This window comes from Brevundimonas sp. (genome assembly GCF_029945885.1).
GTDB lineage: Bacteria > Pseudomonadota > Alphaproteobacteria > Caulobacterales > Caulobacteraceae > Brevundimonas.
In genome coordinates this window covers 1-11248 of the sequence record NZ_JAQSDK010000032.1, presented here as the reverse complement: position 1 = coordinate 11248, position 11248 = coordinate 1, and the positions used below count along the sequence as shown (strand labels likewise).

General features: G+C 65.9%; 10 protein-coding genes. 4 read left to right on the top strand and 6 right to left on the bottom strand.

The features are described 5' to 3' along the window. Window positions 1–182: 182 nt before the first annotated feature. Complete coding sequence (locus PSV00_RS11745; RefSeq protein ID WP_300447414.1) at window positions 183–950, bottom strand: PhoH family protein; 768 nt, start codon at window positions 948–950, stop codon at window positions 183–185. Between the two features lie 307 nt (window positions 951–1257). Between PSV00_RS11745 and PSV00_RS11740 the strand changes: the two genes are divergently transcribed. Then, window positions 1258–1785, top strand: a complete 528-nt coding sequence (locus PSV00_RS11740; RefSeq protein ID WP_300447411.1) for a gamma carbonic anhydrase family protein — start codon at window positions 1258–1260, stop codon at window positions 1783–1785. Here PSV00_RS11740 and PSV00_RS11735 read toward each other — a convergent pair. Next, the gene (locus tag PSV00_RS11735) at window positions 1782–2309 is read right to left on the bottom strand and encodes a PAS domain-containing protein (protein ID WP_300447408.1); all 528 of its coding nucleotides are present in this window, start codon (window positions 2307–2309) and stop codon (window positions 1782–1784) included. The two genes, PSV00_RS11740 and PSV00_RS11735, sit on opposite strands and share 4 nt — an antisense overlap. A gap of 360 nt (window positions 2310–2669) precedes the next feature. Between PSV00_RS11735 and PSV00_RS11730 the strand changes: the two genes are divergently transcribed. After that, window positions 2670–3326: a hypothetical protein gene (locus PSV00_RS11730; RefSeq protein WP_300447406.1), complete on the top strand. Its 657-nt coding sequence runs from the start codon at window positions 2670–2672 to the stop codon at window positions 3324–3326. Window positions 3327–3446: 120 nt separating this feature from the next. On the opposite strand, the gene PSV00_RS11725 is transcribed toward PSV00_RS11730, so the two are convergent. The 4 genes from PSV00_RS11725 to hfaA all read right to left on the bottom strand — a co-directional run bounded on the left by PSV00_RS11725 (window position 3447) and on the right by hfaA (window position 9073). Next, on the bottom strand, window positions 3447–6338 hold the full coding sequence (locus tag PSV00_RS11725; RefSeq protein ID WP_300447403.1) for an insulinase family protein: 2892 nt from the start codon (window positions 6336–6338) through the stop codon (window positions 3447–3449). Window positions 6339–6472: 134 nt separating this feature from the next. Further along, the gene (gene hfaD, locus PSV00_RS11720; protein ID WP_300447401.1) at window positions 6473–7717 is read right to left on the bottom strand and encodes a holdfast anchor protein HfaD; all 1245 of its coding nucleotides are present in this window, start codon (window positions 7715–7717) and stop codon (window positions 6473–6475) included. After that, on the bottom strand, window positions 7644–8654 hold the full coding sequence (gene hfaB, locus PSV00_RS11715; RefSeq protein WP_300447398.1) for a holdfast anchoring protein HfaB: 1011 nt from the start codon (window positions 8652–8654) through the stop codon (window positions 7644–7646). Before hfaB ends, hfaD begins: the two co-directional genes overlap by 74 nt. After that, window positions 8651–9073: a holdfast anchoring protein HfaA gene (hfaA, locus tag PSV00_RS11710; RefSeq protein WP_300447396.1), complete on the bottom strand. Its 423-nt coding sequence runs from the start codon at window positions 9071–9073 to the stop codon at window positions 8651–8653. The genes hfaB and hfaA overlap by 4 nt, the downstream gene beginning before the upstream one ends. Before the next feature lie 117 nt (window positions 9074–9190). On the opposite strand from hfaA, the gene PSV00_RS11705 reads away from it, so the two are divergent. Together PSV00_RS11705 and PSV00_RS11700 are read left to right on the top strand one after the other, a co-directional pair. Beyond that, the gene (locus tag PSV00_RS11705; RefSeq protein ID WP_300447393.1) at window positions 9191–9847 is read left to right on the top strand and encodes a rhomboid family intramembrane serine protease; all 657 of its coding nucleotides are present in this window, start codon (window positions 9191–9193) and stop codon (window positions 9845–9847) included. Window positions 9848–9931: 84 nt separating this feature from the next. Beyond that, complete coding sequence (locus tag PSV00_RS11700; protein ID WP_300447390.1) at window positions 9932–10360, top strand: CBS domain-containing protein; 429 nt, start codon at window positions 9932–9934, stop codon at window positions 10358–10360. The last annotated feature ends 888 nt before the right edge of the window (window positions 10361–11248 follow it).

Genomic DNA, 11248 nt, shown 5'->3' with positions numbered 1-11248 from the left:
CGCGCGGAGCGTCTGACGTTCGCCGAAACGGTATTTTTTAAACACACCGGGCGGATGCCCGGCGCTCCGCCCACGCCCCCATCACCGCGGCCGGACCGGCGCGCGGACGCGGACGGCTGTGCGTTTCGGGCGCAGGTCCCTTCCCCCGCCACCGACGGGAGAAGGGAGATTGCCGTGTGCGGCTACAGAACCCCGATCATACTGGCCACCAGCGGATGCCGGACGATGTCGCGCTCGGCCAGCCGGACCACGGCGATGTCGGGCAGGGGAGCCAGACGGTCGGCGATGTCGGTCAGGCCCGAGATCCCCGGCAGCAGATCGGACTGCTGCGGATCGCCGGTCACGACCATCGTCGAATGCCAGCCCAGCCGCGTCAGCAGCATCTTCAGCTGCATATAGGTGCAGTTCTGGGCCTCATCGACGACGATGAAGGCGTTGTTCAGGGTGCGACCGCGCATGAAGCCGATCGGGGCGATCTCGATCAGCCCCTCGGTCATCAGCTGTTTGACCCGTTTCATGCTCAGCCGGTCCGACAGGGCGTCGTAGAGGGGCCGCAGATAGGGGGCCAGCTTGTCCTCCATGTCCCCGGGCAGGAAGCCCAGCGATTCGCCGGCCTCGATGGCGGGTCGCGACAGGACGATTCGCCCGATGGTGCCGGCCTCCAGCGCCTCGACCGCCTTGGCCACCGCCAGATAGGTCTTGCCGGTGCCTGCCGGTCCAAGCGCCAGCACCAGATTATGCTCGTCGATCGCCGTCATCATCTGCGTCTGGCCCTCGGACTTGGGCTTCAACGTCTTCAGATAGGCCTGGTCGCGATCGTCATTTTGCGGAATCGGCGACCAGCCGCTGTGGGTCGACCCGCGTCGGGCACGCGACTCATCACTGAACTGGCGGGAATCGAGAACACCTTCGCGGTTCGACTGGCGTCTCATAGCGGCACGTTTGGTCACGGGCGCCTCCAGGGCATGAAAAAAGGCGATGCCGGAAAAGCATCGCCTCGTACGAGCGTGGGGAGAAACGTAACGGAGGAGGCCGTGCGGCCGCCCGGATCGGGGGAAGGGTGAACTTCCAGCGGGCATGCCCGCCGACGACCGGAACGCGTCACGCGCGTCCTCCTCGGGGCCTGACCGGACCGGGCTTGATCCGGTTTCCGATCCGGGGCCGAAATGGCGGCCTCGAATCGCATCAACAGGATGATGCTAACGTGGTTTACGAAGGCTTAAAGCCCTCAATCGCTTCAGGTAAGGTAATGGTTCCATGACAGTCTATGCGTTGGCGGACAAGAAACCGCAGCTGCCGTCGGACGGCGAATACTGGATCGCGCCGAATGCCACCGTGATCGGCGATGTCACCCTGAAGCCCGGGGCCAGTGTCTGGTTCGGGGCTGTTGTGCGCGGTGACAATGACCCGATCACCATCGGCCGCGATACCAATATCCAGGACGGCAGCGTCCTGCATTCCGATCCGGGCGAGCCCCTGATCATCGGTGACGGCGTCACCGTTGGCCATATGGTCATGCTGCACAGTTGCGAGATCGGCGACAACACCCTGATCGGCATCGGGGCGGTGATTCTCGGCCGGGCGAAGATCGGCAACAACTGTCTGATCGGGGCCAATACATTGATCACCGAGGGCAAGGTGATTCCCGACAACTCCCTGGTCATGGGCCAGCCGGGCAGGGTGGTGCGTCAGCTTGAGCCCGGCCAGATCGAGGCCCTGAAGGCCTCGGCCGCCCACTATGTACAGAACTGGCGGCGCTACGCCGGCACCCTGAAACCGGTCTAGGCGATGAGCCGGCCGTCGACCGTGGCCAGACTCAGCGGCGCGCGTCGGGCGTCACCGACCCCGACCGAAACCCGTGCCGTCAGCGAATCGACGTCCACCAGATCGCGGGTCGCGGCCGTGGTCGGCGCATACAGGCCCAGAATCCGGTCCGCCATGCCGTCAGGGCTGCGCAACGGCGTCAGGGTGATCTCCAGCGCCGTCTCGTCGTCACCCGCCCCGGCAACCACGACCACGGGCCGGGCCTCGCGGAAGGTCCGGATGATGGCGTCGGCGACCAGCGGGCGGCTCGATTCGCTCCACCACGACAGCCAGGCCGTTCCGGCCAGGCGATCGCCATGAAAGGTCTCGATCCAGCTGCCGGCGAGACGGAACTCGGCCCCGTCCCCGCGCCGCACGGCCATGAAGGCGCGTGGCAGCAGCAGGCCCAGCCGCGACGGATCGAGGCTGGCGCGGTCGGGAATCAGGGCGGACTCGCCCAGGGCGGTCCAGGTGTCGATCAGGGTCTGGGTGTCAGAATGGAACATGGCTCCGGCCTCCACCCCCCGGTCCCGCAAGGATGGGGCCGGGGTCGATCCGCCGGGATGGCAACGGAAACGAAAGGCTTTCCGGCTTGAATGCAGGCTGGATCGGCCTGTTTCTTGCTTGGCCGACGTAATCTTTGACGATCGGGAGTCCAGCCCATGCGGGTGCGGATCAAGACCTGGCTACCAGCCCTGGCAGGCTTTATCGCCCTGACGGCCTTCGCCGACAGCGCTGCAGCCCAGTGCTGCGCGCCGCCGCCACCGCCGTGCTGCGAGCCGCCACCGCCACCGCCGCCGCCACCACCGCCGCCGACGCCGTGCTGTCAGCAGCCGCCCCCTCCGCCCTGCTGCGGGGGCGGTAACGTGAACGTCAACGTCAATGTGAACGCCAACGCCAGCGCCGCTGCCCGCGCCGGTATCAACGCCCGCGCCGGCTCCAGCGTCTATGTCCAGGGCGGTGGTGGTGCCTATGTCACCGTCGACCAGCCGTATCCCACGACCATCTCCGGCCTGATGGTCGAGGGGGCCGTGGTCTCCCAGGTCGTGCGCGTGCCGTTCGAATCGCGTCGCCGCTTCGAAAAACGCGTCGTCATCCAGGCCGTCTGTATCGATGACCGCAACGTGCCCCATCCGGCCTCGCAGGTACGCCCCGATCGCGACGTGCGCGGTGACTATGAAGGCGAGCTCTATCGCTGCCTCGCCGGCACCTGGCTGCAGGTCACCATTGCCGAATATCTGGGCGAGGTCCGCTTCGACCACGGCGAGACGATGAGCTGCCGCAAGCGCGAGGCCCTGTGGCACGGCCGCGGCGGCAGCGTCGAATGCCGCCCCGAGAAGCCCGAGCGTGACTGCAACGAGCGCTCGCTGCTGCGTCGCTACGGTGCCGGCATCAAGATCCTGACCATGATGCGCGAAGAGACCTACACCGAGTATCGCGAGGAGGTCGTGCAGACCTCCGGCATCGCGGTGTCGGGGGCCAGCATCACCCTGGACGGCGGCGTCGGCGGCCGGGTGTTCTGAAGCCGCTGTTCAGCCGGGGGTCATCCGCGACCTGACACACTGTGACCGTCGATCTCCATCGACGAGCCTGAGAAACAACTGGCCCCGGCTCAAGCAGAGCCGGGGCCATTTTTCGTTTCCCTAGGGGGCCGCAGTGGCCGGGGCCGACGAGGTCACGGTTGCCTTCCAGGCCGTGTCGCCCGTCAGATACTGGCGGGCCAGTCGCTGGATATCGGCCGGAGTGATCGCCTCCATGTCCGAAATGGCGGTCAGGGTCTGGTCGACCGCCTCGGGGTTGGTGGCCACGGCCGTCAGTTCACCCAGCCAGTACTCATTGCCCGCCTGGCGACGCCGCAGCGATTCGATCACCGGCAGGCGCGCGCGGTTCAGCTCGTCCTCGGTCACCGGGGTGTCCCGCAGGGAGGCCACGATCAGATCGATGGCCGCAAAGAAGGCGGGCAGGGACTCGGGCGTGGTCTGGGCCGTGACCGAGATCGAGCCATAGCCCGGGAAGACGTCGGAGGCGCTGGCCCCGGCATTGGGCGAATAGGCCAGGGCCTGGCGTTCGCGGACTTCCTCGAGCACGCGCAGCTTCAGCACCTCGGCCAGAATCGAGACCTGACGGGCTTCGGTCCGGTCGTCGACCTGGTCGGTCGTCGGCCAGGCGATATAGCCCAGGGCCTGTTCGACCGGTCCGGTATGGAACAGCTGAACCGGCGAAGGCGTGGCGGCGGGGAAATGCAGCTGATCGGCCCCCGGTGCGACGGCCAGGTCAGGCCCGCGCGCGGGCAGGGCCCCGAAGGTAGCGGCGACGGCGGCGATCGCATCGTCAACGGTGACGTCACCGACCATCACCACATCGATCGGTCCGGTCGACAGGCCATGGGTAATACCGGTGCGCAGATCCTCATTGCTCCATCCGGCCACATCCTCGGCCGTCGGGAAGGCCTGGCGGCGGTCGCCGCTGGCCAGCAGGCCGGACGCCTGGAGCTGGAAGGCCCCGCCCGGCGTCGCCGACTGCTGGGCCAGAATCTGCGGGAAGAAGGTCTTGATCTGCTGGAACGGGGCCGCCCTCAGGCCGGGATCGGTCAGATAGGCCGCCAGAATCTGCATCTCCAGCGTCAGGTCCTGCGGACGGGTCCCGCCGGTCAGGCGGTAGCTGTCGCCATCGACCGCGAAATTGGCCGAATAGATGCGACCGTTGAGGACCCGGCTCAATTCATCGGCCGTGAGCTTGCCCAGGCCGCCCTGGGTGAAGATCAGCGGGGCCAGGGATTGCGGGTCGGAACGGTCGGCAGGCAGACCGAGGTCGCCGAGGCCGGTATTGACGCCGACCAGAATCTGCTCGTCCCGGAAGGTCGTCGGCTTGACGATCAGGCGGACCCCATTGGTGAAGGTGACCTCGGTGGCCCCGATCGCCGCGATTTCGTGACGCAACTGTACCGCGCCGGCGAGACCGAAGTCGGCATAGGGCCAGGCCATCTGCGCCTGGGCGGCGGGGGCGGTAACCGGCACCAGACGGGAAGCCTCCAGGGCGGCGGTGACAGCCGCCTCGCCCCCTTCAATCTCGACCGGGGTGACGACGAGGGCCAGCGGGCCGCCGCCTCTGAAGACCGGCTTGATCGCTTCGTTGACCTGGGCCGCGGTCAGCCCGTCAACGGTGGCGTTGAACAGGTCGAGATCGGTCTGGGGTGATGTGAACACCGTATTGTCGTTGACTGCGCTGAGCAGGGCCATGGCCAGGGCCGGAGTGCGGCGCGTATCGGCCGAGGCCGCGGCATTCTCGAGCGCCACACGGCTGTCGGCGATTTCGCGCTGCAGTTCGGCCTCGGAGACCCCGAACTGAACCAGCCGGCGTTGTTCCTGCTCAAGCGACTCCAGCGCCGGCTTCCATCCGCCTGGGTTGAAGGCCGCCCGGACAGAGCCGATTTCCAGACTGTCCACCAGGGTTGACTGATCGGCTCCGCCACCGAGGAAGGGCGGGTTGTCGCCGCGGGCGATTTCACCCATCCGGCGGTTCAGGACGGCGAGGCCGAGGGTTCGCAACAGGGTCTCTCGGCGCTCGGATACCGTATCCGGATCAGTGTCGGGGGCCTTGATCCAGTTCAGCTGGATCGAGGACTGGATGCCGGGCTCGACCAGAATGCGCGTCTCGGCCTGTCGCGGTGCCACGGTACCCAGGTCAGGCTCGGGCCCGTCGGCGGCGCGCGGCTGCCAGGATTCGAACGCCCCCCGGATCTTGGCCTCCATCACGTCGACGTCGAAATCGCCGACAGCGATCATCGTTGCCCGCGAGGGGCGGTAATAGGCGTCATAGAATTCGACGAACCGCTCGCGGGGGGCCGTGCGGATGATGTCGAGATCCCCGATGGGCAGCCGGTGCGACACGCGCTGACCGGGGGCCAACAGGGCCAGTTGGGCCTTGAGCGAACGAAGGCCCGGCGTGTTGCGCAGGCGTTCCTCGCCGACAATGACGCCCCGTTCAGACTCGACGGCATCGGCGGCCATCAGGGCCTCGGACACCTGTTCGCGCATGATGTGCAGGGCGGTGTCGACCGTCTCGTCGTTCGTCCGCGGCAATTCCAGCTGGTAGAAGGTCTGGTCAAACCCGGTCGCCGCATTGGTGTCGGCCCCGAACGCCAGTCCCAGACGCTCAAGGATGCGCAGCAGGTCGTTCTCGGGGATGTTGGTCGTCCCGTTGAAGGCCATATGTTCCATGAAATGCGCCAGACCGAGCTGGTCGTCATTCTCCATCAGCGAGCCGGCGTCGATCCGCAGGCGCAGCGACGCCTGACCGGGCGGGGTGGCGTTGCGCAGGATGGCATAGCGCATGCCGTTGGCCATCTGGCCGATCCGGACCTGGGAATCGACGGGAATGTCGCTGGCGATCTGGGCCCAGGGATCGGACGGTGCAGATGCGGCCGTGCTCGACGCGTTTCCCCGAGTCTGGGCCTCCGCGGCGGCGGGCAGGGCCACAAGGGAAAGAACAAGGGTGCTGGACGCGGCAAGCAGAAGCAGACGGGCGGATCGCATTCGGGACACTCCGGGTGCCCGGAGCCTCACCCTTTCGGATGGACGCCGGTGCTGAACAGACAGGGCGACAGCTCTAGGGTGTCCGTCAGGCGGCGTCACTCGCCTAGCGAGGATGTGATCGCTTTTTCAGGCTGTCAGGGGCCGGGGCGCGAGACGTAGAAGGTCGCCGCATTGCCCACGGCATTGGTGCCGGTGATCACGGCGCGTGACGAGCCCGCCACGGTCGTATTGGCCGTCGCCGTGACCGAACCGTTGTTGGTCTGGACGTTGGTGGCCGTCAGATAGCCGGCACATTCGGAGCAGGCGTAGCCGGTCACCGAATTGCCGACGGCGTCCGCGCCGACATAGACATCATAGCCGTTGGTGCCGGAGAACGTAGCCGTAGCGTCGACCCCGCCCGAGTTGAACTGAGTATTGTCGATCTCGACGTAGACGTCGTTGTTGCCGACCGACACATCATTGCCGGCCGCCCGGGCATAGGCCTCGACCGCCCCATAATCATAGGCCGTGGTGATCGCCGTGGCACGCACCTGGGCGTCGTTGCCCTGATCCGTCTCGGCGATCAGCGCGCCGCCCTGATTCTGGAACACGGCCTGGTTGGCGCTGGCGCGGGCCCGTCCGGCCAGGTCCCAGGCATTGCCGGCGTTGGCGCTGGTCCCGGCCTCGATCAGGTCACCGGTTGAGCGTTGGCGGACATAGAGGCTCTGGTTCGAGGCGGCGTCGCTGTTGACGGCCACCGCATTGGCCATGGCCTGGCTGCTGAAGGCGGCCTGGGCGGGGATATATTGGGTGCTGGCCAGGTTCGAGGCCCGAATCGTTGCCGATGAGCCCTGACTGATGACGCCGGTGACGGTCGAGGCCTCGCCGCCCATGGCGGTGGCGTTGCCGATGGCCGAGGCCTCGACGGTCGCGCCCGCCAGCAGACGGGCCGAATCGTTCGTGATGGTCGAGTTGGCGGCGACCTCGCCGTCCGTGACCAGCTGGCTGGCGTCCACGCGCAGGTCGGCTCCGTAGGCCGAGGCCGCCAGATAGTTGCCACCCGCCTGGGTCGTGGCCGTGAGTCTGCCCGCGGTGTCGCCCCCAAGCGTCATGGTGGTGGTCGCCAGGGCGTCGCCGTTCATCTCCTGGGTGGAGTCGACGGTGATCGAATCGTTTTCGACAGCCCCGGAGAAGCTGTTGCCCTGGGCCGAGGTCGAAACGGTGACCTGTTCGTCGGCGTCGACGACGTTGAGCGTCTGACCGGCGACGACATCGCCCATCTGGATCTGGTTGTTGAGGACGATCGTGCCGTCCTGCGCCATGGCCTCAGTAGCGGCTGCGACGCACAGCAGTGTCGCGCCGATCGTGCCAGCGAGACGGATCCGAGCGGGTCTGACCATTGTTCGTGTCCGTATTGGGATAGGCGGGATAATAGCCTCCGGTGGGACCGGTGGTGCCGCCGAGCGGGTCGTTCGAGGCATTGAGGCAGATCTCGGGGCCGGGGGCCCCGTACAGATTGGCCATGAATTCGACGGTGGCCCGTTCGATCAGGGCCCGGACCGCCAGCTGAACCGGCTCGAAGCCGCCTTCGCCCGCGGAGATGTCGAAGACGTTGCCGTTCAGGAAGTCGAACACGCCGGCCGAGATCTCACGGCCGATGATCTGCTTCTGGTAGGAGACGACATCGACGACTTCCAGCGTGGTGGTCTGGACCAGTCGCAGGTCGATGGCGATGTTCATCACGAAGGCCTTGCCTGTGAAGGCAACCGACAGGGGGGTGTCCGACGAGGCCTGGCCGGCCGCGGCGTCGAAGCCCCCCGAACGGATGTTGTAGTTCACCTCGGTGATGCCACCGACCATATAGAAGTCCGACCCCGGGACCTGACCTGCCAGAATGCGACGGTACTGCTGGTCTTCGGCTCCCCCCGGGCCGTCATCGCCGATCAGGCGGTTGTTGGCATAGCGCAGCTCGAGCTCGGAGACAGAGGTGTCATAGCGTTCGACGATCCGGGCCCCGGACTTGGCCAGGGCCGAGACCGCCATCAGCGAAGCGCCACCCGTAACCTGACGTCCGCCGTCCGCTGAGACGGTGCCGGTGTAGTCGCTGATCCGGCCGACCGCCATGCGCGGCGACGGCAGATTGTAGCGTCGGGCATAGTCCGCCATGCAGAACAGGGCGGTGGAATAGGGGGTCGGGTTGGCCGTCACCGGGGCATTGCCGATCGGCGTGGCATAGAGGCCGGCCGGACTGGCGGTCGCCGAGATGCAGCCGGTCAGCAGGGCTGCCGCGGTGCAGACTGCGCCTGCAGTCCTCAGTCGACGCTGGCGGATGTTCATGGAAACCTCAGGGTGCCGTTCAGGGCCGTGCCGGCGGTGATTGCGCCGTTGTTGGTCTGGGTGGAGTTGACGATGACCGTGTTGTGGTTGCCCTGGACCACGACGTTCAGGCTGTTGCCGATGGCCGAGGATCCGCCGATCGCGGTCTGACCGCCGGCCCCGCTATAGCTTGAGGCGACACCGCCGGAGGCGCTGGCATAGGCGCTGGCTCCGTTCTGGATCAGGCCGTTGACGATCAGGCGGTTGCCGTTGGCATCGCGCGTGGTCCCCGTCTGCGGCCGGGCTGTTGTATAGCGTGCCCCGCCATAGCCGGCCTGGTAGGTGGCCGCGCCCGACGATCCGGTGGACTGGGCCGCGGCAGCCGTCGGCAGGGCCAGGACGGCGACGATCAGGACGGTCTTCAGCCGGAAGAGTGACATTACAGCGCTCCGCACGCGAACGTGGTTTACGGATCGACAGGCAATCCGCGTGCCAAAATGGGATAGGGATATTAAGAAGCGCTTGAGATTGCGGTCATCACTGCGCATTTGAAGCAGATGCAGTTGCCGCCCGGCCGATTCGACGGTCCTCCCCGCGAAAAGATCCTGAATGCGCCGGCGGTGGCGGTCCTTCTGGCGCTTTCGATGCCGGCCCTGTTCCTCGTACAGCAGCGCCTGCCCGACGGCGGCTTCTCCTATGCGTTTCTGCCGTCGTCACTGGTCTATGGCGACTGGTGGCCGGGACTGTTCAGCACGATGCTGGTCCATGGCGGCTGGGGACATGTGGCAGCCAACGCCATCGCCGCCCTGGCCTTCGGCCCGCCGGTGGCCCGCCTGTTCCCCGGGCTCAAGGGCGCGGCCATCTTTCTGGCCTTCTATATAGTCTGTGGTCTCGTCGCCTCCCTGGGCTACGGCCTCGTCCATCTTGCCAGCAATGACCCGGTGGTCGGCGCGTCCGGTGCCGTCTTTGGCCTGATGGGCGCGGCCCTGCGTCTGCTGGGCAGTCGTCAGGGGCGATTGCGCGGGATCACCGACCGGCGCGTGCTTACGGCCGCCGCCGTTATAATGGGCGTGAACGCCGCGACCGGCCTCATCGGCTTTGCGCCCGGGGTGGAGGGCGCGCGCATCGCCTGGGAGGCTCACGCCGCGGGCTTTGTGTTCGGCCTGCTGGCGATCGGGCCTGTGGCCCGGCTTTTTGGCCAGAGACCATCGTGATTTGATTCCCGGGGCCGCCTGCGCGATCCTGTTCGAAAGCGGCCCGCCGCGGCCGCCTCTATATAGAGTGTAAGGAGCCGCCCGATGCTGGTTGCCGAAATCCTCAAGGACAAGGGAGGCGCGGTCTTTTCGATCGCCCCCGACTTCACCCTCTCCCGCGCCTGCGCCGAGCTCGAACAGAAACGGGTCGGTGCCCTGATTGTCTGTGACGGGGACAGGGTGGTCGGTGTCCTGTCCGAACGGGATGTGGTGCGCGCAGTCGCCAGGGACGGCCAGACCTGCCTGGCGCGACCGGTTGCCGACTATATGACGCGTGAAGTCGTCTTCGCGGAGCCGGGTGAGACCGTGGCGATTCTTATGGGACGTATGACCGACCGACGGATTCGCCACCTGCCGGTCCTCAAGGCCGGCCGTCTGAGCGGCGTCATCTCCATCGGGGATGTGGTCAAATGCCAGATCGCCGAGGCCACCCATGAGGCCGAAAGCCTGCGCACCTATATAGCGGCGGGCTGAAGCGTCGGGCTGCGCGGGTGGGCGCGGTATCCTGACCCGGGTCGGTGAACCGGACTCGGCGAGAAACTTCGGCTGAATCGATAAAGACGCTTGCAGACCAAAAGCCCGGTCCGTATATCGCCACCTCGCTCGGAGACGGGCTGGCCGCCGGGGCCGGGGAGACGAAAGTCTTCCGGGTCCCAAAGAAGAAAGAAGTTAAAAACTTCTTGCTTCTGCAGCCGGTTCCAAATAGTCTCCGCGCTCCAATCGAATCGTCGGAAACGATAAAGAGGGTAGCCTCGCTGCTTTCCTCCGACGGTTTTTTGCGGCTTCGGAAGCTTCGGTTTCCGGTTTCGCGAAATGGCTGAAAAGCCCGGTTGACACGGGGATCGGCCTTCTTTAGAAAGCCGCCTCCGCCGTCCTTCGGGGCGGGGCCGCAGAGAGAAGTTCTTCTTTAAAAAGAACTACTTGACACGGAAATCGGAGGCGACTAAATAGCCGCTTCCGCCGCTCCTTGGAGCGGTTGACGAAAAGAGGTTCTCTTAAAAGGAACCGCTTGACACGGACTACCGAGGCGACTACATCGCCGCCTCCGCCGTCACCTGGCGCTAAACGGTGGGACTGGAAATCTTCCGGTTCGGGTCTTTGAAATCGTTGATTTGGAAAGAGAAACGCAGGCGGCGGTGTCCTAGCGATGACCCTTCGGGGTTATTACGACGATACTGACACTCTGCGGTCTTTTTGAAAAGATACAACCATGTCGCTGGTTCTTACGGATCAGCGAAGTGGTTCTCGTCAAGAATACGTAGAACTAATGCCAACCGGCCTTCGGGTCGGTCTGCTTTAGTCAGATAGTCAACTCAACCTGAGAGTTTGATCCTGGCTCAGAGCGAACGCTGGCGGCAGGCC

Coding starts and splice junctions, on each gene's coding strand:
- hfaA (WP_300447396.1), bottom strand. CDS start 9,073: ATGTCACTCTTCCGGCTGAAGACCGTCCTGATCGTCGCCGTCCTGGCC.
- PSV00_RS11735 (WP_300447408.1), bottom strand. CDS start 2,309: ATGTTCCATTCTGACACCCAGACCCTGATCGACACCTGGACCGCCCTG.
- PSV00_RS11740 (WP_300447411.1), top strand. CDS start 1,258: ATGACAGTCTATGCGTTGGCGGACAAGAAACCGCAGCTGCCGTCGGAC.
- PSV00_RS11700 (WP_300447390.1), top strand. CDS start 9,932: ATGCTGGTTGCCGAAATCCTCAAGGACAAGGGAGGCGCGGTCTTTTCG.
- hfaB (WP_300447398.1), bottom strand. CDS start 8,654: ATGAACATCCGCCAGCGTCGACTGAGGACTGCAGGCGCAGTCTGCACC.
- PSV00_RS11725 (WP_300447403.1), bottom strand. CDS start 6,338: ATGCGATCCGCCCGTCTGCTTCTGCTTGCCGCGTCCAGCACCCTTGTT.
- hfaD (WP_300447401.1), bottom strand. CDS start 7,717: ATGGTCAGACCCGCTCGGATCCGTCTCGCTGGCACGATCGGCGCGACA.
- PSV00_RS11705 (WP_300447393.1), top strand. CDS start 9,191: ATGCAGTTGCCGCCCGGCCGATTCGACGGTCCTCCCCGCGAAAAGATC.